We start from the raw sequence: 24,809 nt of genomic DNA, 5'->3' as shown, positions 1-24,809 counted from the left end.
CGTCATTCCGACCGCAGTGGAGGAATCTTTGAGCCAAGTTAAACAGATTTCTCGACTGCGCTGCACTTCGCTCGAAATGACGATAGTAATTATTCTCTTATCGTTATGTTCCTTCTCCGCCAATGCAAAAATCCTTTTGCCTCAAATCTTATCGAGCAATATGGTATTGCAACGGGATAAACCCATCAATATTTGGGGCTTTGCATCTCCGGATGAGAAAGTTGAAGTCGCTTTTGCCGGACAAAAAAAACAAACAATAACCGATAAAGATGGAAATTGGCTTGTTGTTTTAGCTCCACTCAAAACATCTTCAAAGCCCCAAACGATGTCTATTAATGGCTCAAATAAAATCGAACTTACCAATATCCTGGTAGGCGAGGTTTGGGTATGTTCAGGTCAATCGAATATGGAATATGCGATGCGCAAACTGGCCAAAATTCCGAAACCAAAAAATGAAAACTTGGGTTTTCCATCTGACGAGGTTGCAAAAGCACACAATAATCAGATCAGGATTTTCCTGGTTAACCGCAAAACTTTGATCAAACCCGATTCGATCCATAAAAGCTGGAGTGTAGCACAAGATTCCGCTTTACGTGCTTTCTCCGCTGTAGGTTATTTCTTTGCAAAAGAAATTCAGGAAAAATTAGGTATTCCTGTTGGCATGATCTCTTCGGCCATTCCGGGCAGCGCCATTGAACCGTGGATTTCAGAAAATGCATTTGCAGAAGAGGATTACTTCAAAAACCAAAAAGTGGGTAACGATCCTGGTAAATTTTATCCGACCATGATCGAACCTTTAACTCAATTTAAAATCCGTGGATTGCTTTGGTATCAGGGCGAAACAAACTGTTTTTTGAACGAGAAAATCAGCTACGCTTATAAAATGAAAGTATTGATCAATAGCTGGAGAAAAGCCTGGAAAGAAAAGGATCTGCCGTTTTATTATGTTCAGATTGCACCATTCGATTATAGTAAACAAAAAAGCGATAAGGTTGTATTAACTGCCGAAACGGAACCAACTTTTTGGGAGGCGCAACAACAGCTATTGCGTTTGCCCAATACGGGGATGATTTCTACATCAGATTTGAACGATAATGGGGGAGATTTACATCCAACTTATAAGTGGGAAGTAGGTAGAAGATTATCGCTTTTGGCACTAGCAAAAACATACAACAAAGATATACCTTTTTCTGGGCCGATTTACCAGTCTGCATCCTTTAAAAAAGGAAAAGCATTGCTCCATTTTACATACCTGGAATTAAACAATAAACCTATTTTAGGATTTGCAATCGCGGGGAAAGACGGTAAATTCGTAAATGCTGAAGCTATTGTAAAAGACGATAAAGTGGTGGTTTCTTCAAACGAAATTGCCGAACCAACTGTGGTTCGCTATAACTGGACAGAAAATCCAACAGGAAATTTTAACTGTTACGGTTTGCCAGCATTGCCTTTTAGAACCGATAATCCATTAATCAAATCATTTAAAACCAATTAATGAAACGCAGATTTATACTTTTCTTGTGTTTAATAACCACGTTTTGCTCCCTAAGAGCACAGCAAACTGAGAAATTATACCTCTCGGGAACTGGGAACGACAATACCGTTAACTGGGATTTCTTCTGTACAGCTGGCGCAAATTCGGGTAAGTGGACCACTATTCCCGTGCCTTCAAACTGGGAATTGCAAGGTTTTGGGAAATATAACTACGGTTTCAACAAAGAGGAAAATAAAGGCAAAGAACAAGGACTTTATAAATATACTTTTAAGGTTCCTACAGGTTGGAAAAACCAAAAAATCAATATTGTTTTTGAGGGATCGATGACAGATACCGAGGTTAAAATCAACGGAAAATCTGCCGGAGAAACACATCAGGGTTCGTTTTATGTGTTTAGATACGATATTTCTAAATTGGTAAAACTTGATAGCGATAATTTGCTTGAAGTAAAGGTATCTAAACATTCAGTTAATCAATCTGTTAACGAGGCTGAACGTAAAGCCGATTTCTGGATTTTTGGTGGTATTTTCAGACCAGTTTATCTTGAATCTTTGCCTTTAACTCATATCGATCGAATTCAGATAGATGCTAAAGCTGATGGCCATTTAACTACTCAATTGAATTATACAGGTGATGCGGATAAGCTTGAAGTAGAACTTTTAGGAAAAGATGGAAAAAGATTCGGTGAAAGATTTACGACTTCAATAAAAAAAGGAAGTAAAAGCATACAGATGCACCATCAGTTTTCCAATCCAGCATTATGGTCTTCAGAATTTCCAAATCTTTACACTGCAACATTCACTTTAGTTAAAAATGGTAAAGAGATTCATCAGCTTTCTAAAAAGATTGGTTTTAGGACAATTGAAGTAAAAGAACGTGATGGTGTATATGTAAACGGAGTGAAAATGAAATTCAAAGGTGTAAACCGTCACTCTTTTTATCCATCATCAGGCCGTACTACCAGTAAAAAAATCAGTATTGCCGATGTGCTGTTAATGAAAGAAATGAACATGAATGCCGTTCGGATGTCCCATTATCCACCAGACGGCCATTTTCTTGATGTTTGCGATTCGCTAGGTTTATTCGTTATGGATGAACTGGCCGGCTGGCATGGCACTTATGATAAGCCTACGGGAACAAAATTGATAAAAGAAATGATGTTGAATGATGAAAATCATCCATCGATTATATTTTGGGCTAATGGAAATGAAGGCGGACATAACCGCGAACTTGATCATCTTTTTGCTGAAGAAGATATACAAAAACGCCCGTTAATCCATCCTTGGGAGGTTTTTGGAGGTTTCGAAACCACCCATTACCGCGAATTTAATTATGGAATCGGCAATTACGATCACGGACACAATATTCTAATGCCAACTGAATTTCTTCATGGCATGTGGGATGGCGGTCACGGTGCAGGCATTGAAGATTATTGGAATGCGATGTGGAATAATCCACTTTCTGCAGGTGGTTTCCTTTGGGATTTTGCCGATCAGGCTGTAGTGCGTACCGATAAAAACGGCGAATTAGATACCGATGGAAATCATGGCCCTGACGGAATTGTCGGACCTTATCACGAAAAAGAAGGTAGTTTCTTCACCATTAAAGAAGTCTGGAGCCCTGTTTTTGTTGAGAAAAGAGAAATAACAGCGGGTTTTGATGGTTCGTTTACATTAGAAAACCGTTATGCTTTTACCGACCTCAATCAATGTACTTTCAATTGGAAATTGAAGAAATTAAAGGTGGAAACGGATGCAACATTCAAATCGGGTAAAGCAGACGCTCCAAATATTAAACCTTTCGAAAAAGGAAAATTAAAGATCAATCTTCCAGGCGACTGGAGGAGCTTTGATGCACTTTACCTCACTGCAAATGCACCCGATGGCAAGGAATTATTCACCTGGAGTTTCCCGATAATGCTTCCTAAAGATGATGCAGAGAAAATTGTTGTAAAAACAGGTTCTTCAAAGGTAAATATTAAAGAAGATGCGAAAGTTTATCAGGTTTCTGCTAATGGCATAAATTTAACTTTCGATAAAACATCAGGTTTGTTGCAGCAGGCAAAAAATGCCAAAGGTATCATTCCGTTTTCGAACGGTCCGATTTTGCAAGAGGGTGTAAATAATTTCAAAAACTTCACACAAAAAATGGATGGAGAGAATTTAATTATTTCATCAAAATTTGATAAAAAAGAAAGTTGGAATACTTTACAATGGACAATTTATCCTTCAGGCTGGCTAAAAATGGAAGTGGAATATTTTCCATCAGATTACTTTACCACTTTCGTTGGATTGAACTTTTCCTATCCTGAATCAGAAATTAAAACAGTTGAATATAAAGGCAACGGACCATATCGCGTTTGGAAAAATAGAATGAAAGGCACCCAATTTGGCATCTGGAAAAAGGATTATAACAATTCGGCAACAGGAGAGGCGCCCTGGCAATACCCTGAATTTAAAGGTTATTATTCAAACATGTATTGGTGCGAGTTTCTTGGCAAACAGCAATCGTTTAAGGTAGTTACAGATAGAGAAGATGTGTTTTTAAGACTATTTACACCGAAAAAATCGAAAGATACAGAATATGACAACATGAGTCCGACATTTCCTAATGGTGAAATTTCATTTATGAATGCAATTTCGGCAATTGGCACCAAAACCCAAAAACCAGAAACAACCGGACCAATGGGAATGAAGAATATTTATTACGATTTTGATAAAGCCCCAAGCAGGGCATTAAATATGACCTTGTATTTTGATTTTTCAACCAATACATCGTCATTGCGAGGAGGCACGACGAAGCAATCTCAATAAAGGAATTATAGAGAACAATAACCTTAGCAAAAAAGATTGCTTCAGCTCGCGCAAGTCCAGCTTCGCAATGACGAATTGATCTTTAAAGAAAATATAATGAACATTAAAATCTACATCGCGATCATCAGCATTTGGTTCCTATCCTTTTCAAAAGTGATGGCACAGGTCTCGTTGCAAAATACCACCTGCGAAATGCTTGTGAATCCTTTAGGTATTGATGTTTTGAAACCGCGATTGGCATGGCATATCAGCTCAGGTGAAAGAAATGTAATGCAAACGGCTTACCAGGTTTTGGTGTCTTCTTCGCCTGAGCAATTAAATGCCAATGAGGGCGATTTATGGGACTCAGGAAAGATTAACTCACCAGAATCTATTCATATAGCCTACAACGGAAAAGTGCTTAAAAGCCGGATGAAAGCCTATTGGAAAGTAAAAGTGTGGACTAATGTGGGTCAAAGCGAATGGTCGGCTAACAACTATTTTTCTATGGGTTTGCTGTACTACAAAGATTGGCCAAAAGGCTGGATCGGTTTCGACAGGGCATTTGCATGGGACAATATCAAAACCGATTCGCGTTTATCAGCCAGGTATTTCAGAAAAGAGTTTCAAAGTACGAAAGAAATCAAATATGCTACGGCATCAATCGTTGGTTTAGGTTTATACGAGTTGTTTATCAACGGAAAAAAAGTTGGAAATGATGTTTTATCTCCATCACCTACAGATTACACCAAAAACGTAAAATATAACACTTACGATGTAACCAGTTACCTCCAGCATGGTAAAAATGCGGTTGGCACGATACTCGGAAACGGGCGTTTCTTCGCCATGCGCCAAAATGAAAAACCTTATAAAATTAAAACGTTTGGTTTTCCGAAAATGCTGATGAACATCAACATCGTTTACGCCGATGGAACAACAGCAAATATTGATACCGACGATAGCTGGAAAGGCACAGCAGATGGGCCAATCAGAACCAATAACGAATATGATGGCGAAGAATACGATGCAACAAAGGAATCAGCAGGCTGGAATAATGTAGGTTTTGACGATAGCAAGTGGACAAAAGCGGAATTTGTACAAGAACCAACAGGAACCATTGAAGCCCAGATGAATGAAAACATGAAGGTGATGAATACGCTTAAACCCGTTTCAATTACTAAACTTTCGGGTGGCCGGTATATTTTAGATATGGGTCAAAACATGGTGGGTTGGCTGCAGATCAAGATAAAAGGCCTAAAGGGCAAACAAATCAAAATGCGTTTTGCAGAATCACTTCAAAATAATGGCGAACTTTTTACGGCTAACCTTCGCAATGCGAAATGTACCGATTTATACACTTTAAAAGGGGGCGAATTAGAAACCTGGGAGCCTACTTTTGCTTACCGCGGATTTAGGTATGTAGAACTTTCGGGGTATACTTACCAACCATCAGTGAATGATTTTGTTGGCAAAATGATCTACGATAACATTAAAACGGTCGGAACTTTCGAAACTTCAGATGCTTTAACCAATCAGCTCTTCAAAAATGCCTGGTGGGGGATTGCCGGAAGTTACAAGGGGATTCCGGTTGATTGCCCTCAACGCAACGAACGGATGCCGTGGTTAGGAGATAGGGGCGCTGTGGCTTACGGAGAAAGTTTTCTTTTTGATAACGGACGCTTTTATACCAAATGGTTGCAGGACATCAGAAATTCTCAGAAAGAGGATGGCGCTATTCCTGATGTGGCACCTGCCTTTTGGCGGTACTACAGCGATAACATGACCTGGCCAGGAGCAATGCTTTTGGTGACCGAAATGCTGTACAAACAAACTGGCGATGTTTCTGCCGTTCGGGATAATTACCCCGCAATGAAAAAGTGGTTGGCTTATATGCAAGACCGCTATATGAAAGATTATATTTTAGCTAAAGATAGTTACGGCGATTGGTGTATGCCACCCATTACCATCGAGTTTGGCCGTGGTAAAAGTGCGGACAAAAAGTATCCTTCCGAATTAATCTCAACGGCTTATTATTATCACTTTACACAGTTGATGATACAATTTGCTAAGGTAAGCGGCAGCGATGAAGATGTAAAAGCATATGAGCTTTTGGGAAATAAAATCAAAGAAGCTTTTAATCAGAAATATTATAACGATAAAGGTTATTATGCCTCTAATGCGCTAACGGATAACATTATTCCGCTTTATTTCGGAATGGTTCCACAGAACAAAATAGATCAGGTTTTCAAGAATATTACTTATACTGTTGAAGTGACCAATAAAGGCCATTTAAGCAATGGTTTAGTGGGTATTCAGTGGTTAATGCGCTGTTTAAACGATTATGGCCGGCCAGATTTAGCTTATACGGTGGCTACGCAAAAAACTTATCCGAGCTGGGGTTATATGGTTGATAATGGTGCAACAACGATATGGGAACTGTGGAATGGCAATACGGCCGATCCGAAAATGAATTCGCAGAACCATGTGATGATGCTTGGCGATCTGCTTATCTGGTATTACGAAAACCTGGCTGGTATAAAATCTGAAGAGGCTGCTTTTAAAAAAATCATCATGAAACCTGAAATGATTAATGGTTTAAACTCGGTAAATGCCAGTTACAATTCGGTTTATGGGCTAATCAAAAGCAGTTATAATAAAACGGCTAATCAATTTAACTGGAACATTACCATCCCAGCAAATACAAGGGCGTTGGTTTACATTCCTGCAAATAATAAAAATGAAGTTTCAGAAAAAAATAAGTCTATAAAGGATTTAAAATTTGTAAAAATGGATAATAACAGGGCAGTTTATGAGCTTGGCTCTGGCGATTATGCTTTTGTAGTGGAGCGGAAATAAAATCATGATTCGTGGAGACACGAACCATGGCGAGAAAGGATTACTGTATATATGCCTCGGTTTGTGTCTTCACGAACCGAAACAATAATTAAAATACAATTATGAGAAAGTTTTTTAAAACATTTATGCTGATAACCTTACTGATCACTTCAGTAAATGCATTCGGTCAAACCAAAGATATTGTTGTACCAGAAGAAATCCTGACAAAGGCCAAAGAATGGACCTCAGCACTAAATTTAACCGACGTAGCAAAAAAGTCTGCTGTCGAAAATGTAATTGCAGTTCATTTAACGACCATTAAAGATTGGCATAACGATCATCCATCATCAACCGTTCCTGATGGAATAAACCCGGTTACCGGCAATAAACTAAGTGATTTAGACAAACAGATCATTGCTGATTCTGCTATGCCGCCAACGGTTCATCAATCGCTTATGGATGGATTGAAAAAGAATTTAACACCAGAGCAGGTTGAAACCATTTTAGACAAATACACCATCGGAAAGGTTGAATTCACGATGAAAGGTTACAAAGCAATTGTTCCTGATTTAACTGCTGACGAGGAATTGAAGATTTTAGCTTTTTTGAAACAGGCCAGGGAACAGGCTGTCGATTATAAAAACATGAAACAGATTTCGGCCATTTTCGAAATTTACAAAACGAAATCAGAGCAGATGCTGAATAATAACGGTCGCAGCTGGAGAGCGCTTTATAGTGCGTATACCAAAAAAATAAAAGAAGAGAAAGCAGCAAAACAAAAGCAGTAGGCAGTTCACCGTTTGAAGTTTTCAGTTTTGGATGTAAAAATCAAATCGGTGAAATCAAATAATCTGTGTAATCAACCTCGAAGAGAAAGAATTATGATATCAAAAAAAATATACACCACAATAGGACTTATTTTAGCAGTAACACTTAGTGCCAATGCTCAAGTAGAAAAATGGCAAACGGGAATCGTAAAGCAAGAATTTCTTTACGATAAAGCTCCATTCCCATCCTGCCACTCAGCAACAATAGCAGAAACGCCAACGGGTTTAGTTGCTTCATTTTTTGGTGGCACAAAAGAACGGAATCCTGATGTAGAAATCTACATTAGTCGTTTTGTGGATGGCAAATGGCTGGCACCGGTTTCGGCCGCTAACGGTATCCAACCTGATGGTAAAAGATTACCTACATGGAATCCTGTTTTATATCAGGTTCCTGGTGGAGATTTACTGTTGTTTTATAAAATCGGGCCAAAACCATCAGAATGGTGGGGCATGATGAGGTCTTCAAAAGATGGCGGTAAAATCTGGTCGGATGCTACAAAGTTGCCCGATGGTTATATTGGTCCTGTAAAAAATAAACCTGTTTTGTTAAGCAATGGAAACCTTTTTGCACCATCAAGCAAAGAAGGCGATGGTTGGAAAATTCACTTCGAGGTGACCAAAGATAATGGTAAAACCTGGAGAACCGTAGGCCCATTGGCAGAAAACGGAATCAAAGCCATTCAACCGAGCATTTTACAACATGGAAATGGAAAATTGCAGCTATTGGCCAGAACAGCAAATCGGGCCATTGTAGCATCCTGGTCTGAAGATAACGGCGAAACCTGGTCGGCATTAACCAAAACATCATTACCCAATAACAACTCCGGTACAGATGCAGTAACCATGAAAGATGGCCGCCATGTATTGGTTTACAATCATGTTTTGCCTCCGGGCGATTTAGCTAAAGGACCACGTACCCCATTAAATGTTTCGGTTTCAAAAGACGGAAAGAAATGGTCAGCCGCATTGATTCTGGAAGATTCGCCCATCAGCCAGTATTCTTACCCTGCGGTGATTCAAACTTCTGATGGCATGTTACATTTCATTTATACATGGAGAAGAGAGAAAATTAAACACGTTGTGGTTGATCCTTCGAAGCTAAAATTGAAGAAAATCAAAAATGGTATTTGGCCGAAACTGAAAGGTTATACAGCTCCGGTAATTGGCGAAACTAAAAACGAGGAACCATGAGAAACATAAAAAAATCGTCATTTCGAGCGGAGTGCAACGTAGTCGAGAACCACGTAGTGCTCAGCGAAGCTAAATCTGTAATAGATCTCTCCATTTCGCTGCGCTACAGTCGAGATGACGGACGGTCGATTAGTAATAGAATGAGTTTAACGGCACTATTTTTTTTCACAATTATCTCTTTATCAACTTTTGCCCAAATCCAAAACACCGATAACTTCTATAAAAAGCCATTGGTAGTTGTGCTTAAAGAGATTCAAACACGCTTTAAAGTTCAAATCAAATACTCCGAACCACAGGTAAAAGATAAATGGGTGAATTATGCAGAATGGCGTTTCCGTGCAAACGTTGATGAAACAATTGCGAATGTGCTTGCCCCTTTGGATATGAAAGTAAACAAAGAAAAACCAGGTGTTTACAAATTGAAAGAATACGAATATTACCGTTGGGAAGTTGAGGATGGGTGGGCCTATCTGGATAGCTTGGCAACAAAATACCACGATCGGGCCAGTTGGGAAAAACGTAAGGCACAAATAAAGCCCGAGTTATACCAAGCCTTATTGTTATCGCCATTGCCCCCCAAACCAAATTCAAAACCGATTATCACGGCGAAAAGAATTTTTGATGGTTATTCGGTAGAAAACATTGCATTGGAAATTTTACCTGGGGTTTGGATTAATGGCTCACTATATAAACCCTTAAATTTTAAAGGAAAAATCCCATTGGTTTTAAGTCCGGACGGGCACTGGGAAAAGCAGCGTTACAGACCTGATTGCCAGATCCGCTGTGCAATGATTGCCAGAATGGGTGCCATGGCTTTTAGCTACGATTTATTTGCCTGGGGCGAATCGATGCTCCAGTTTAAATATGAAGATCACCGTAAAAGCTTGGCGCAAACTGTTCAGGCTTTGGGAGGAATCAGGATTTTAGACTACTTCAGTGCGTTAAAAGAAACCGACACAGCCAGAATTGGCATCAGTGGAGGTTCGGGTGCAGGAAGTCATTCTATTTTAATGACCGCCATGGATGACAGGATTAAGCTAAGTGCGCCAGTAGTGGCGATGTCATCTTACTTTTATGGTGGATGTCCTTGCGAAAGCGGAATGCCAATCCATCAATGTGGTGGCGGTACTGATAATGTAGAACTGGCTGCAATGGCAGCACCTCGTCCCCAGTTATTGGTGTCAGATGGTAGCGACTGGACGGCACACACACCCGAACACGATTTTCCTTACCTCCAAAAAATGTACAGTTATTATGGTGTGAAAGATAAGGTCGAAAATGTTCACCTTCCTGATGAAAAACATGATTTTGGCATTAATAAACGTATTGCACTTTACGATTTCCTGATCAAAAACTTCAAACTAAATGGTACTGCAGTTAAAGCCAAAACAGGTAAATACGACGAAAGTAAAGTAACCATCGAAAAGGAAAACGCCCTCTATGTTTTTGGCGATAAAGGCGAAAGATTACCTAAAAATGCAATGATGGGATTTGAAAATCTGGAAAAATTATTTCCCTTAAGCATAAGCAAATAATAGATATGGAGCATCAGAACAGAAGGTCTTTTATCGGTCATGTGGCATTGTTAACAGGTGCTTTAATGATTCCCAATCAATTGCTTTATGCTGTAGAGAAAAAGAATAGATATAAGATTGCCGTGATTGATTTAATGATCTTAAAACGTCAGAAAATTAGTGCTTTGCCACTCGCGAAGGAAATTGGTGCAGACGGACTGGAAATAGACATGGGTGGTTTGGGCGATCGGGAAACGTTCGACAATAAACTGGCTGATCCAAAAATCAGGCAGGAATATTTGGATAAAGCCAAAGAACTGAATTTGGAGTTCTGCTCATTGGCCATGACCGGGTTTTATGCGCAATCATTTGCCAAGCGACCCACTTATCAGAAAATGATCCGGGATTGTTTGGATACGGCTAAAGCGATGCATATTAAAGTGATATTTCTGCCATTGGGTATTCAGGGCGATTTAGTTAAAAACCCCGAACTGCGCGTGCCAATCATAGAACGATTAAAAGTTGCCGGAAAAATGGCCGCCAAAGCGGGAATTACCATCGGAATTGAAAGTGCTTTAGATGCAAAAGGCGAATTACAACTCTTAAAAGATATTGATTGCAAGCATGTTAAAAGTTACTTCAATTTCTCGAATGCCATCAAAAATGGAAGAGATTTACATGAAGAGCTGAGAATTTTAGGTAAAAAGAATATTATTCAAATCCATGCCACAAACGAGGATGGCGTTTGGTTACAAAACGATCCTAAAATTGATTTAAATAGAGTTAAAGAAACTTTAGATGATATGGGCTGGAGTGGTTGGCTGGTTGTAGAAAGAAGCCGGGATGCCAAACAGCCAACAAATGTAAAATATAATTTCAGCGCCAATACCAGCTACCTGAAATCTGTTTTTCAACCGAAATAGTATAAATACAATGAAATACTTTTTGAGAAAATTTTATGGTTTTTACAATCTATTGGTACGTGGAGACATGTACTGTTACGGTGTCCCCATGCCTTGGTTCGTGTCTCCACGAACCAAACAAATTAAACCATTCATTAGTCTGCTGATTTTTTTATCATTATTGTGTTATAAAGTTAATGCAGCAGATATTTACGTATCCACAAATGGCTCTGACACTAATGTAGGAACCAAGGAAAAACCATTAGCCACGCTGCACTCAGCCATCAGAAAAGCCCGCGAATTGAGGCGTTTAAATGATATTTCAGTTAAAGGCGGAATCAGGATTATTATCAGCAAAGGTTTTTATCAATTGCACGAAGCCGTAGTTCTTCGACCTGAAGATTCTGGTACAAAAGATAGTCCGACAACAATTATTTCCGCACTTAATGAAAAAGTTATTTTAAGTGGAGGCGTTCAAATCAAAAACTGGAAAAAGTTAAATCAAACAGTTGCTGGTCTGCCAAAAGAATCTATCGGCAAGGTTTGGGTAGCTGATATTCCAAATCTAGACGGAAGAAATCTGCATTTCAGGCAGTTATGGGTAAATGGCAATAAGGCCGTTCGTGCAAAAAACTACAATGGTGATGAAATGGAGAGGATTTTATCATGGGATAGCGAAAAACAAACCTGTAAAATTCCACTTCAAAAAAACATCAATTTAGCCAATATTAAAGGAATAGAAATGCTGATTCATCAATGGTGGGCCATTGCAAATCTTCGTGTAAAATCTGTTAAAATTGTAGGTAATGCTGCAGAACTTTCTTTTATGCAGCCCGAAAGCAGGATCCAATCCGAGCATCCATGGCCGGCACCATGGATTTCAGACAAAACAGGGAATTCTGCTTTTTACCTTACAAATGCCATTCAATTCCTGAACGAACCTGGAGAATGGTTTGAAGATTTACAGAACCACAAGCTTTATTATTGGCCAAAAACATCAGAAAATATGCTAAATGCTGAAGTGATTGCTCCGGCTTTAGAAAACCTGGTTAAAATAGAGGGTACAATTGATCAACCGGTTTCCTATGTGAGTTTCAAGAATATTTCATTTGAGCATTCTACATGGTTAAGGCCATCAAAACAAGGCCATGTACCCCATCAGGCAGGCATGTACATGCTTGATGCCTATAAACTTGAAAAAGCAGGGACACCAGACAAACCTACGCTAGAAAATCAGGCTTGGGTGGGCCGCCCCGCGGCTGCAATTGAAGTAAGTTATGCCAATCACACAGCTTTCGAATCTTGCCGGTTCGAGCACCTGGCATCAACAGGGCTGGATTATAAAAAAGGGACTGCTGAGAACGAAATTAAAGGCAATTTATTTAAGGATATTGGTGGTTCAGCTATTCTAATCGGAACTTTCTCTGATGAAGCGACCGAAGTACACCTACCATATAATCCCACAGATCAAAGGGAGATTTCGACCAACGACACCATCGAAAACAACCTCATTAGCGATGTAACCAATGAAGATTGGGGCGCAGTGGGTATAGGTGCAGGTTATGTTAAAGGGATTAAAATTCTGCATAATGAAATTAGCGAGGTGTCTTATTCGGGCATCAGCATGGGTTGGGGCTGGACAAAAGCGAAAAACGCGATGGAAAACAATACCATCAGTGGCAATAAGATCCATCACTACGGAAAACATATGTATGATGTGGCCGGAATTTATACCTTATCTGCTCAGCCGGGATCATTCATTACCAACAATGTAGTCGATAGCATTTATAAAGCACCATATTCGCACCTGCCTGATCATTGGTTCTATCTTTATACAGATGAAGGTTCTTCGTATTTTACCATCAAAAACAACTGGACCCCAACTGAAAAGTACCTTCAAAATGCCAACGGACCAGACAATTTATGGGAAAGCAACGGACCAAAAGTTTCCGATCATATCAAACAAAGTGCAGGTTTAGAAAAGGCTTTTCAATATTTATTAAAAGAAAAAGCCAATTATTCGAAAAGAGGCATCAATCAGGCCGTTGATCAATCTGTTGTATTCGAATTGGTTTTTAAGACCAGTAATCTGCCGGGCAACAATGCCTTAAAAACTTTTGCAAAAGAAAATAACCTCGTGCCAGGTTCAATTTATAAATGGAAAAATCGATTGGTTATTTATACTTCAAGTTTAAAAGTAGAAAGTTTGCAACAAACTTTAAAACGTTTAGATGCGGCAGAAATTAAATTGTACGACAATCTGTTTTACGACTTCAACAGAGAAAAGAATTGTGGCGATAAAGCCGTAGCAGAATGGGACAATATCATTTTATCAGCCAATTTGGTGAAGGATGAAAAACGCCAGAAAGAATATCTCGCTTACCATAAAACGCAGTTCGAAAAATGGCCGGAAATATCGAAAGGGTTCTGTAAAGCCGAGTTTCAGCGATTGGCCATCTTTAAAAACGATAGACAGTTAATGCTGATCATTAGTATTCCAAAAGGAAAAAGTTTAGATGAATTGAATCCAAAAACCACTGAGGGTAATCCAAAAGTGGACGAATGGAATGCAATAATGAAAAAATACCAGGAGGGAATTGAAGGAACAAAACCCGAAGAAGTTTGGGTGTTTTTTAAACCAATAGAATAGAGGACTTATTGTCCCCCTTTGGAGGGGGCAGGGGGAGGAAAACAATAACGCTTATAAAAATAATATCATGTTAAGATTAGGGATTTTAGGTTTAGGAGAGGGCAGAAGCACCATTTCTGCATCATTGGCAAGTAGAAAATTTAAACTGATTCAGATTTGCGATGCCAACAAAAAACTTTGCGAAGAACGGGCTTTAGAATTTGATTTTCAAAACTGGACAACCAATTACGAAGATATGTTGACCAGTGATAAAATCGATATGATCGCGATTTACACACCGGATCATCTACATTTTGAGCACATTAAATTGGCGCTTGAACATGGTAAACATGTGGTGTGTACCAAACCATTTATTGATGATTTAGCTCAGGCCAATGAGTTGCTGGAACTGTCCAGGAAATCAAGAAAAAAGATTTTTGTAGGGCAAAGTTCTCGTTTTTTTGAGCCGGCAATGCGTCAGAAGGAAGATTTTGATGCAGGTTTAATCGGTGAACTGATCACTATCGAAAGTCACTACCATGCCGATCATCGCTGGTTTTTGGAAAAGGGATGGTCGTTAAAACAATCATTTAAATGGCTGTATGGCGGCTTAAGCCATCCTGTTGATTTTATCAGGTGGTACATGCCCGATATTGAAGAAGTTATGGGTTATGGTATGTTGAGCAGCAATGGTTTAAAAGCCGGACTGAAAAATCAGGATACCATGCATTTTATTTTCAAGGCTAAGGACGGCAGAATTGCGAGGGTTAGCGGCGCTTATACCGGCCCAACACAACCCGCAAGTCGCGATAGTGGTATGACTTGTATTCTCCGTGGAACAGAAGGCGCAAGTCAGGCCGATTACCACGAACTGCGTTATTCGGTTACAACCAAAACCGGCGAAGAAAAGATTATTACCTGGGGCGATTCTACTTTAAAGCACTATTTCCGTTTTGAAGGACAAAGCCATCACGCCGGAGAATACCAGAATTATTTGGAATATTTTGCTGATAGCATCAACAATAATTTTACCGCATACCCTGATTTAAAAGAAGGCATCGGAACCGTTGCATTATTGCAGGCGATGGATCAATCTCTGGAAACTGGATTGCCGGTAAAAGTTGATGAAATTTTGAAAGCTAATCACATGACAAGGGAATCGATAGGATTGTAATTGTTTGCCACGGAGACACAGAAAACACGGAACATAATGCGCCATGGTTCGTGTCTCCACGAACCACTAGTGACAAAATCATGAAAATCTGTATTTATCCGTGTTCATCTGTGGCTAAAAACTATCAAATAATACAGCCAAACTAACCAAATAAACCAATGGGAAACATTGTAGAACGTTTAACCAATTTAGATTACTTCATCGTAATTGCTTACCTTATTATCCTGATCATCATTGGTTATCGGGCCAGTTTTTCGAAAAAGAAAAGCAAAGATGAAACCCTATTCCTGGCCAATAAATCATTAAACTGGAGCAGCATCGGTTTCAACATGTGGGGCACCAATGTAGGTCCGTCGATGTTATTGGCTTTTGCGAGTATTGGCTATAGTACTGGTATCGTAGCCGTTAATTTCGATTGGTATGCCTTTATCTTTTTATTCTTACTGGCCATTGTTTTCGCCCCGAAATACCTTGCTGCCAAAGTGAGTACCATGCCTGAGTTTATGGGCAACCGTTATGGCGATTCTACACAAAACATCCTTGCCTGGTATGCGTTGGTTAAGATTTTAATTTCGTGGTTATCGCTCGGTTTATTTGCAGGAGGTTTTTTGGTCCGCCAGATTTTAGGCATCCCCATGTGGCAATCGGTTACTGTATTGGTCGCTTTTGCTGGACTGTTTACCTTTTTCGGCGGTTTAAAAGCCATTGCCAAAGTAAATGTTTTCCAGATGATTTTATTGATTGCCGTTTCATTATCGCTCATGCTTTTGGGACTGAATAAAGTTGGTGGGCTTTCTGCTTTATATCAAAAAACACCGCATCATTTCTGGAATTTAATCCAACCTGCCAGCGATCCAAAATACCCATGGTATGCCATTTTATTGGGTTATCCGGTTGCAGCTGTAGCCTTTTTCTGTACTGATCAATCGATGGTTCAATCGGTTTTAGGTGCTAAGAACTTAAAACAAGGGCAGTTGGGGGTGAGTTTTATTGGCTGGTTAAAAATCCTTTCCCTACCCTTATTTATTGGGACAGGAATACTTTGTTATGTGCTTTTTCCTGGATTAAAAGATCCGAACGAAGCATATATGACCATGGTTACCAATTTATTTCCGCCTGGTATGAATGGTCTGGTAATCGTTGTGCTGATTGCGGTTTTGGTGGGTACCATCGGATCTTCTTTAAACTCTTTAAGTACCGTTTTTACGATGGATATTTATGTAAAAAAAATAAACCCACAGGCGAGTAATAAACAGATTATCCGCATTGGCCGATGGGCAGTTGTTGCAGGATGTATTTTTGCGGTTATAGTGGTTTTGGCCATCGATAACATCAAAGGATTGAATTTATTCGATGTTTTTCAATCTGTTTTGGGCTTTATTGCACCGCCGTTATCAGTCGTGTTTTTACTTACTGTTTTCTGGAAAAGAACCACAAGGAAAGCAGTGAATTTTACACTTTCAATCGGCTCAATTTTAAGCTTGGGCGTTGGGGTTACTTATCTCTGGATTTTGCCGTCAGATAAATACACTTTCTGGCCACATTATCTGATGCTCTCATTTTTCATTTTCGCAGGATTAATGATCATCGCGATTTTGATTTCTTTATTGGATAGATCGCCAAGTATTTACACGGTTAATGAAGAACACCAGGCCAATATAGAAAAGCCAGCAAGAGCAGTTTGGATTTCGTGGATAGCGCTTGCAATCGTAATGGTTGCACTTTACCTTTTCTTTAACGGGCATTAAAATTAGAAGGATCGTCATTTCGACTGAAGTGTAACGGAATGGAGAAATCTATGAAGTTATATGGCTAAAAGATTTCTCCTCTGAAGGAGTTCCTTGGGAACACTACAGTCGAAATGACGATAAATATAAAACTAAGCAATATGAAAAACTTAAAAAAACTTATCCTCCTCACCATTTTCACCTGCTCGGCAGCACAGCTTTTTGCGCAAAAAGCCTCATGGATCTGGTACCCGGGCGATTTAGATATTTACATGAGCAATGTAATGCAGAACCGCAGAACCGAAAGAGGCTCCTTTTTTCCTGTATTCTGGAAAATGGACAGTCATTATGTTCTGGTTGATTTTCACAAAGAATTTAATCTTGCTCAATCTGAAAAGGTTAAGTTGTTTGTAGAAGGTACTTACAACGTTAAAATCGATGGTCAGGCCATTGCGGGTTTTCCAAAAAGCATTCAGATTCCAGCAGGAACACACAAATTAAGTTTGAAGGTGTACAACCAGGCTAATGTTCCGGCAATTTTTGTTCAGGGTAAAACGGTAGTTTCTGATGAAACCTGGCTGACTACTTTCGAAGATAAAGAATGGATCGATGCGAGTGGAAAAACCTCCGATAAATCCGGAACTACCTTTGTTTCTGCAGGCTCATGGAATTTAACCGATCCAACTAAATTGCCATCACAGTTTAAATTGCCCGTTGTGGCGCAATCGGCCATTAAAACTGAAAAGGTAAATAATGGTGCAGTTTCGGATTTCGGAAAAGAAACTTTTGGTTTTATAAAAGTGCACGGTTTGAAGGGAAAAGGAAGGCTGAGTATTTATTACGGAGAATCGAAAGAAGAGGCCTTATCAACCGATAAATGTGAAACCTTAGATTATCTCGACATTGACCACTCTCAGAAAAAAGATTCGATTATGCCGCTGTCAAAGGCCTTCAGATATGTCAATTATCAATCTGAAGGTCCGGTATCTGCTGATTCTGTTTCCATGTTATACGAATATGCTCCTGTAACGGAACGTGGAAGTTTTAAATCATCAGACTCAGAACTAAACAAAATATACGATGTAGCCAAATATACCTTCCATTTAAATACCCGCGAGTTCTTTATCGATGGCATAAAACGCGATCGCTGGGTGTGGAGTGGCGACGCTTATCAAAGTTATTTGATGAACTACTATTCGTTTTTTGATGCGCCCACCGTAAAACGGACATTGCTTGCTCAACGTGGCAAAGATCCCGTAACGGCGCACATCAATACCATTATGGATTACTCTTTTTATTGGTTTTTAGGGATTTATGATTACTATAAATTTACCGGCGACCAGAAGTTTGTACAGGATATTTACCCGCGAATGCAGTCGTTAATGACTTATATTGATGGAAGAAAGAATAAAAATGGATTATTGGAATGGATGCCCGGTGACTGGATTTTTATCGATTGGGCAGATAAACTGAGTAAGGATGGTGAAGTAAGTTTCGAACAGTTGTTATATGCCAGAAGTTTAGAAACAATGGCTTTATGTGCCAAATTAGCCAATGATTCAGAGGGCATTGCCAAATACGATAAACAGGCTAAAGAACTGAAAAACAAAATTTTTGAACTTTATTGGAATCAGCAAAAAAGTGCTTTGGTTCACAGCCGGATTGACGATAAACAAACAGATAATGTAACCCGCTATGCCAACATGTTCGGTATTTTCTTCGATTATTTTACACCAGAACAAAAATCAGCGGTTAAAGAAAATGTACTCTTAAACGATAAAGTAGCCAAAATTACTACTCCTTATATGCGTTTTTATGAGCTTGAAGCATTATGTGCCATGGGCGAACAACCATATGTATTAAAGGAAATGAAAAATTATTGGGGCGGCATGTTAAAATTAGACGCAACCTCTTTTTGGGAGGAATACAACCCGGATAAAAAAGGAACCGAACATTTGGCTATGTACGGCAGGCCTTTTGGAAAGAGCCTTTGCCATGCCTGGGGAGCCAGCCCGATTTATTTATTGGGAAAATATTATTTGGGTGTGCAACCTACAACACCAGGTTACGAAACTTACACCATTGAACCCAATTTAGGTGGTTTGGAATGGATGGAAGGTATGGTACCAACAGCCAATGGCGATATATCAGTGTATTGCAGCAAAAAAGAAATCAAAGTTTCTTCTCCAACAGGGGTAGGAAAACTAAAGATAAAAAGCAAAACCAAACCAGTTGTAAAAGGTGTTGAAGTAAAAGAGGTTTCGAAAGGAATTTATGAGGTTACAATCGAAAAAGGCAAAAATTATAGCGTGAAGTATTCTGGTTAGTTTCGTCATTGCGAGAAGGCTTTTCAGCCGACGAAGCAATCTTACTACTATGGGTTATAGCGACCGCTTTAAAATTGCTTCGTCATTCTTCCTCGCAATGACGATGAGCTTATAAGCGTTGAAGAGTTTGTCGTTTACAAACGATTAATTCGTTTATCTATTTATGCACTCGTTGGGAAACGAGCGCAAGCAACAGAGCGAAGCGGAGCCGGCCCTTTCCCGATTCATCGGGATTAGGGTAACGCCCAAATCAGTTGGCAATTGCAGTTTGCAGTTATATTAACGATCAGAAAGTCAAAGCCCCCTCTAGGGGGTTGGGGGTTAAACCCCAATCCGCTGTTCTATCTTTTTAACACATTTGTATGCCTCAGCGAGGATTACATCATTTGCGATAGTTTGATCTACATTTAGTGCATTTAACATCGAAATGGTTAAACAGGCGATAATTCCATTATTGCCATTAATACCAATTGGTACCGAAAGATCGGTTACACCAGAAACCGAGTCACTATTTTTGAAATACGAACCCGTTTGCTGAATATCTTCCAATGAAGTCAGAAAATCCTCTTGCTGGGTTTTAGGGTATTTCTTAAAAATGGCATTGTTTTTTAAAGTGGTATTCCTCTCATCGTCCGACATGTAAGCCAATAAAACCTTTCCTGATGCAGTTAGTGGCAATGGAAACAAATTTCCCTCTTCGATAGAAAGCGCAATTGGTCCCGGGCTTTTGGCATGAATAATCACCATTACCTGGTTCATATACAAAATACTCAAGTGGCAAGATTGACGGATACTGTTCGCCAGTTCTTCTAATGGAAACTGAGCAGCTTTACGCAGTTCATCAATAGGTGAGTGCCTGTGCGAGAGGTAAAAAAGCTTTAACGACAGCCTATACTTGCCCGAAACTTCATCACGTAAAATATAGCCACGACTTTCCAGACTCATCAACATCCTGTAAATTTCGTTGGGCGTTTTCTCAATACCAATAGCAATTTCAGTTTGAGACAATGGGATAGATTGTGCTGATAAATACTCCAATATATCAAGTCCTTTATCCAAAGCAGGGGCTTGGTACTTTGATTCTTTTTCGTTCATACGGGTTTAAATTTGGCTGTATCGTATTTTTTACAATTTCAAACATACAAAATGCTTTCTTATTTATCCAAGAGAAGATTTTGTATAATTTAAATACGAATATATGTTTTCATATTTAAAAAAAACATTTATATTTGAATTAGAGATAGTATTTTAAAGTTAAGAAATTTATAAAGCTTAATTCAAAAGAATTTAGAATTTATTTCATAACGGATTTTATCCCTGACGACCATTTATAAACCTAACCAAAACATCTGAAACGGTGTGCAATAGTGAATGAGCAAACTTGTAATATTTTCTTGGCTTTATCTGTTAAGCATTTCGCTTTTTGCGCAAGATATTAAGGTTGCTCAATTGGATTGTGCGTATCGGAACAATCCTATCGGCATCGATGTTCTTTCGCCACATTTAAGCTGGAAACTGCAGTCAGCTAGGCACAATATCATGCAAACAGGTTATCAAATCGTAGTTTCCAGCAGTTTAAGCAATTTAAATAAAAATATTGGAGACGTTTGGGACACTAAAAAAGTAAAGTCTGGCCAATCGTTACAGATTAAATATAAAGGTAAACAGTTATTATCAAGCAAAACCTATTATTGGAAAGTCCGTGTTTGGGACAATTCCGGACATGAATCTGCATGGAGCGCTCCAGCCTTTTGGCAAATGGGTTTGCTCAGCACAGCTGATTGGAAAGGTGCAAAATGGATTGCCTACGAAAAACTGGCTGATTCTAACGTAAATAGTCTGCCAACGGATGGTAAAAAAGACAAATACATCGGCAATAATATCTTGCCGATGTTCCGTAAAGGTTTTACAATAACGAAAACAGTAAAAAAAGCAACGGCTTTTATTTCTGGTTTGGGCCATTTTGAAATGAGTTTAAACGGCGCGAAAGTTGGTGATGACTTTTTAGCACCAGGCTGGACGAAGTATGATAAAGCGGCTTTGTACCTGACATATGATTTAACCAAACAGTTAAGGAAAGGTAAAAATGCAATCGGAGTGATGCTGGGCAATGGTTTTTATTATATTCCTCCTGTTAAAGAACGGTATAGAAAATTAAAAGTAGCCTATGGTTATCCGAAAATGATCTGCAGGTTGTTGATTGAATATACAGATGGAACTTCGACTAATGTCATCAGTAACCAAAGTTGGAAAACCGCGCCATCGCCCATAACTTTTTCAAGCATTTACGGTGGAGAAGATTACAATGCCAACCTCGAGCAAAAAGGTTGGGATTTAGCGGGTTTTAATGATAGCAAATGGAAATCATCGTTATTGGTTAATGGTCCGGAGTTAAATGCACAGCAAGAAGAACCTGTAAAAATTTTCGAAAACTTTTCACCTCAAAATATTAATCCGCTTGCCAATGGCGAATGGGTTTATGATATGGGGCAGAATGCTTCTGCAATTATCGAATTGAAAGTCCGAGGAAAAAAAGGAGATACTATCCGTATTACCCCAGCCGAATTATTAAAAGCTGATGGTTCGGTAACACAAAAAAATATCGGCAGTCCATCTTATTTTACCTACATTTTAAAAGGCGATGGTTTGGAAACCTGGCGTCCTAAATTCTTTTATACAGGTTTCCGTTACCTGCAGGTTAAAGGAGCTGTTCCAAAAGGTAAAGAAAATCCATCTAACAAATCAGTGGTAGAAGCTTTAAAAGCTTTGCATATCCGAAATAGTGCTGAGCAGGTAGGTAAGTTTTCATCCTCGAACGAGTTGTTCAATAAAACTTTCAGCCTGATCGATTGGGCGATTAAAAGTAACATGGTAAGTGTTTTTACCGATTGTCCACACCGCGAAAAATTGGGTTGGTTAGAGGAATTGCATTTAATGGGTAGTTCTGTACGTTATAATTACAATGCTGCACCTTTGTTTAAAAAAGCCCTGCAAGACATGAAAAACTCGCAATTGGCAAGTGGCTTGATCCCTGAAATTGCGCCTGAGTATGTAAAATTTGAATGGGGTGGCGATATGTTCCGCGATTCGCCGGAATGGGGCAGCAGTGGCATTTTAATACCATGGTATTTATATCAGTGGTATGGCGATAAACAAGCTATGGTTGATTATTACCCGATGATGCAGCATTACATCACTTATTTGGGTACCAAAGCAAATAACCACATTTTATCGCAAGGTTTAGGCGATTGGTATGATTTGGGTCCAAAACCGCCCGGCGTTTCTCAGTTAACCCCAATGGGCGTTACGGGCACAGCCATTTATTATTATGATTTAAAAATCTTAGAAAAAATGGCTAAGCAGCTGGGCAAAAAGGCTGATGCAATAGCCTATGCGAAACTTGCCGTTGAAGTAAAAAATGCTTTCAACCATAAATTCTTTGATGCAAAAAGTAAACAGTATGCAACAGGATCGCAAACTGCAAATGCAATGGCAGTTTATATGGAACTGGTTGAAGAAAAGGATAAAAATGCTGTGATCGCGAATTTGGTTAGAGATATCAGAGATCGTAAAAACAGTTTAACAGCAGGCGATATAGGTTATCGTTATGTGTTACGTGTTTTAGAAGATACCGGTAAATCGGATGTGATTTTTGATATGAACAGCCGGTCAGATGTCCCCGGTTATGGGATGCAGCTGGCCAAAGGCGCTACGGCTTTAACCGAATCTTGGGCCGCATTGTCAACCGTATCCAACAACCATTTTATGCTGGGGCACTTAATGGAATGGCTGTACAGTGGCATTGGTGGTATTCGACAGGAGGAAAATTCTGTTGCCTTTAAGCATATTAAAATCGAGCCAGAAGTAGTTGGCGATTTAACATCGGCTGATGTGCATTACAATTCTCCTTATGGTAAAATTTCTTGCAAATGGGCAAAAACAGACCGAACTTTTACACTGGAGGTGAATATTCCGGTAAATACAAAAGCGACAATTTACTTTCCGGTTTTGCCGAAATATACCCTCTCAGAAGAATACAATTCAACAATTGAGGATGCAGGAACAGAAAATGGCAAAACCAAGGTTACCGTAGGGTCAGGTTATTATAAATTTAATTTAATGTACAAATGAAAAAGATAATCCTCGCATTGTTTCTTTTTGTTAGTGCATTTAAATTGAATGCCCAAAGTGCTAATCCTGTTTCAGCAGAAAGCATGGAAAAGATTTATCAGGAAGTGAAAACTCCTTATAAATACGGCCTGGTAATGGTTCCTGGGGATAAAGACCATAAAATGGATTGCCCAACAGTTTTCCGCAAGGGAAAGTTTTGGTATATGACCTATCTGATTTTTAGTGGTCGTGGTTACGAAACCTGGCTGGCAAAAAGTAAAGATTTATTGCACTGGGAAAATCAGGGCAAACTGATGTCGTTTGGAGATGCCGGCCATTGGGACGATAACCAAAAGGCAGGTTATAATGCTTTATTGGATACCAAATGGGGCGGAAGCTATACTTTAAATCAATTTGATGGCAAATATTGGATGTCGTATTTCGGTGGTAAGGAAAAAGGTTACGAAGTGGAGCCTTTATCAATTGGCATAGCATACACCACAAAACATCCATCTATTGTGCAAGAATGGAATAGGTTAGATAAACCTGTTTTGACTTCGGGCGATGCAGATGTGCGTTGGTGGGAAAACCGGAACAAACTTTTTAAAAGTACGGTAATTGAAGATAAACAAAAATTAACGGGACATCGATTTGTAATGTACTACAATGCTGTGGGTGATTCTTTGGCAAACAATAAAAAAACACGCTGGTACGAACGGATCGGCATGGCCGTTTCTGATGATATGGTTCATTGGCAGCGCTTTAATAAAAACCCTGTTGTTCATCACCCTGTTGGTATTACAGGAGATGCTGTAATTCAAAACATTAATGGAACCTGGGTAATGTTTTACTTCGGTGCTTTCTGGCAAGATAGAAAAGGTTCATTTAACCGCTTTGCTGCCTCAAACGACCTGGTAAACTGGACAGATTGGACTGGAGATAACCTGATTGAGTCGTCAGAAAAATACGATGAATTATACGCGCATAAATCTTTCGTACTGAAATACAAAGGCACGGTGTACCATTTTTATTGTGCGGTTAACAAACAGGATCAGCGTGGAATTGCCGTGGCTACATCGAAACATTTGGGTAAGAGTAAATTAAATTTTGTAAGCGAAACAAAGAAATAAAATGAAGAGGCTACATAATTTTAAAGTTGTAATTTTTCCGACATTCGGTTTGTGGGCATCCCGTCATTGCGAGGCACTGCCTTTCCCGACTTTTCGGGAAAGCAATCCTAATGCGAAAGAACGGCCACCCTATAGTAGTAAGATTGCTTCAACTGC

Annotated in this window: 14 protein-coding genes; 13 read left to right on the top strand and 1 reads right to left on the bottom strand. The window is 39.3% G+C overall.

Features of this window, described 5'->3' with window-relative positions:
- Positions 1-136: 136 nt before the first annotated feature.
- The 11 genes from AC07VK_RS05625 (at position 137) to AC07VK_RS05575 (ending at position 19,413) form a co-directional block, all read left to right on the top strand.
- Positions 137-1,495 (top strand): sialate O-acetylesterase, encoded by a 1,359-nt coding sequence (locus AC07VK_RS05625; protein WP_492958928.1) that lies wholly within the window; start codon positions 137-139, stop codon positions 1,493-1,495.
- Positions 1,495-4,308, top strand: coding sequence for a glycoside hydrolase family 2 protein (locus AC07VK_RS05620; RefSeq protein WP_492958926.1), 2,814 nt, complete (start codon positions 1,495-1,497; stop codon positions 4,306-4,308). The genes AC07VK_RS05625 and AC07VK_RS05620 overlap by 1 nt, the downstream gene beginning before the upstream one ends.
- A gap of 96 nt (positions 4,309-4,404) precedes the next feature.
- Positions 4,405-7,143 carry an alpha-L-rhamnosidase gene (locus tag AC07VK_RS05615; RefSeq protein WP_492958924.1) on the top strand — a complete coding sequence of 913 codons (2,739 nt, stop codon included), beginning with the start codon at positions 4,405-4,407 and terminating at the stop codon, positions 7,141-7,143.
- Positions 7,144-7,244: 101 nt separating this feature from the next.
- Positions 7,245-7,910: a DUF3826 domain-containing protein gene (locus AC07VK_RS05610; RefSeq protein WP_492958922.1), complete on the top strand. Its 666-nt coding sequence runs from the start codon at positions 7,245-7,247 to the stop codon at positions 7,908-7,910.
- 93 nt (positions 7,911-8,003) lie between these two features.
- Entirely contained in the window at positions 8,004-9,140 is a 1,137-nt protein-coding gene (locus tag AC07VK_RS05605; protein ID WP_492958920.1) for a sialidase family protein, read from the top strand.
- Positions 9,137-10,675 carry an acetylxylan esterase gene (locus AC07VK_RS05600; protein ID WP_492958918.1) on the top strand — a complete coding sequence of 513 codons (1,539 nt, stop codon included), beginning with the start codon at positions 9,137-9,139 and terminating at the stop codon, positions 10,673-10,675. Before AC07VK_RS05605 ends, AC07VK_RS05600 begins: the two co-directional genes overlap by 4 nt.
- Positions 10,676-10,680: 5 nt before the next feature.
- A complete protein-coding gene (locus AC07VK_RS05595; protein ID WP_492958916.1) occupies positions 10,681-11,577 on the top strand; it encodes a sugar phosphate isomerase/epimerase family protein in 897 nt (298 codons plus the stop codon).
- Between the two features lie 10 nt (positions 11,578-11,587).
- Entirely contained in the window at positions 11,588-14,206 is a 2,619-nt protein-coding gene (locus AC07VK_RS05590) for an L-rhamnose mutarotase (protein ID WP_492958914.1), read from the top strand.
- 67 nt (positions 14,207-14,273) lie between these two features.
- Positions 14,274-15,359 carry a Gfo/Idh/MocA family protein gene (locus tag AC07VK_RS05585; RefSeq protein ID WP_492958912.1) on the top strand — a complete coding sequence of 362 codons (1,086 nt, stop codon included), beginning with the start codon at positions 14,274-14,276 and terminating at the stop codon, positions 15,357-15,359.
- Positions 15,360-15,517: 158 nt separating this feature from the next.
- Positions 15,518-17,107 (top strand): sodium:solute symporter family transporter, encoded by a 1,590-nt coding sequence (locus tag AC07VK_RS05580; protein ID WP_492958910.1) that lies wholly within the window; start codon positions 15,518-15,520, stop codon positions 17,105-17,107.
- A 140-nt stretch (positions 17,108-17,247) separates the two neighbouring features.
- Positions 17,248-19,413, top strand: a complete 2,166-nt coding sequence (locus AC07VK_RS05575; protein ID WP_492958909.1) for an alpha-L-rhamnosidase-related protein — start codon at positions 17,248-17,250, stop codon at positions 19,411-19,413.
- 321 nt (positions 19,414-19,734) lie between these two features.
- On the opposite strand, the gene AC07VK_RS05570 is transcribed toward AC07VK_RS05575, so the two are convergent.
- On the bottom strand, positions 19,735-20,508 hold the full coding sequence (locus AC07VK_RS05570) for an IclR family transcriptional regulator (RefSeq protein WP_426329501.1): 774 nt from the start codon (positions 20,506-20,508) through the stop codon (positions 19,735-19,737).
- A 276-nt stretch (positions 20,509-20,784) separates the two neighbouring features.
- Here AC07VK_RS05570 and AC07VK_RS05565 point away from each other — a divergent pair, with 276 nt between their 5' ends.
- A complete protein-coding gene (locus tag AC07VK_RS05565; protein WP_492958908.1) occupies positions 20,785-23,544 on the top strand; it encodes a family 78 glycoside hydrolase catalytic domain in 2,760 nt (919 codons plus the stop codon).
- Positions 23,541-24,653 carry a glycoside hydrolase family protein gene (locus tag AC07VK_RS05560; RefSeq protein WP_492958907.1) on the top strand — a complete coding sequence of 371 codons (1,113 nt, stop codon included), beginning with the start codon at positions 23,541-23,543 and terminating at the stop codon, positions 24,651-24,653. Before AC07VK_RS05565 ends, AC07VK_RS05560 begins: the two co-directional genes overlap by 4 nt.
- Positions 24,654-24,809 lie beyond the last annotated feature (156 nt).

Source organism: Pedobacter sp. GW821-FHT01D05, assembly GCF_059422505.1.
Note: the sequence above shows the minus strand (reverse complement) of the source record. Positions and strands in the feature narration are given on the sequence as shown.

Excerpts from the sequence above, each read along its gene's own strand:
- AC07VK_RS05620 (WP_492958926.1), top strand. The coding sequence starts at position 1,495 with ATGAAACGCAGATTTATACTTTTCTTGTGTTTAATAACCACGTTTTGC.
- AC07VK_RS05615 (WP_492958924.1), top strand. The coding sequence starts at position 4,405 with ATGAACATTAAAATCTACATCGCGATCATCAGCATTTGGTTCCTATCC.
- AC07VK_RS05610 (WP_492958922.1), top strand. The coding sequence starts at position 7,245 with ATGAGAAAGTTTTTTAAAACATTTATGCTGATAACCTTACTGATCACT.
- AC07VK_RS05605 (WP_492958920.1), top strand. The coding sequence starts at position 8,004 with ATGATATCAAAAAAAATATACACCACAATAGGACTTATTTTAGCAGTA.
- AC07VK_RS05600 (WP_492958918.1), top strand. The coding sequence starts at position 9,137 with ATGAGAAACATAAAAAAATCGTCATTTCGAGCGGAGTGCAACGTAGTC.
- AC07VK_RS05595 (WP_492958916.1), top strand. The coding sequence starts at position 10,681 with ATGGAGCATCAGAACAGAAGGTCTTTTATCGGTCATGTGGCATTGTTA.
- AC07VK_RS05590 (WP_492958914.1), top strand. The coding sequence starts at position 11,588 with ATGAAATACTTTTTGAGAAAATTTTATGGTTTTTACAATCTATTGGTA.
- AC07VK_RS05585 (WP_492958912.1), top strand. The coding sequence starts at position 14,274 with ATGTTAAGATTAGGGATTTTAGGTTTAGGAGAGGGCAGAAGCACCATT.
- AC07VK_RS05580 (WP_492958910.1), top strand. The coding sequence starts at position 15,518 with ATGGGAAACATTGTAGAACGTTTAACCAATTTAGATTACTTCATCGTA.
- AC07VK_RS05575 (WP_492958909.1), top strand. The coding sequence starts at position 17,248 with ATGAAAAACTTAAAAAAACTTATCCTCCTCACCATTTTCACCTGCTCG.
- AC07VK_RS05570 (WP_426329501.1), bottom strand. The coding sequence starts at position 20,508 with ATGAACGAAAAAGAATCAAAGTACCAAGCCCCTGCTTTGGATAAAGGA.
- AC07VK_RS05565 (WP_492958908.1), top strand. The coding sequence starts at position 20,785 with ATGAGCAAACTTGTAATATTTTCTTGGCTTTATCTGTTAAGCATTTCG.
- AC07VK_RS05560 (WP_492958907.1), top strand. The coding sequence starts at position 23,541 with ATGAAAAAGATAATCCTCGCATTGTTTCTTTTTGTTAGTGCATTTAAA.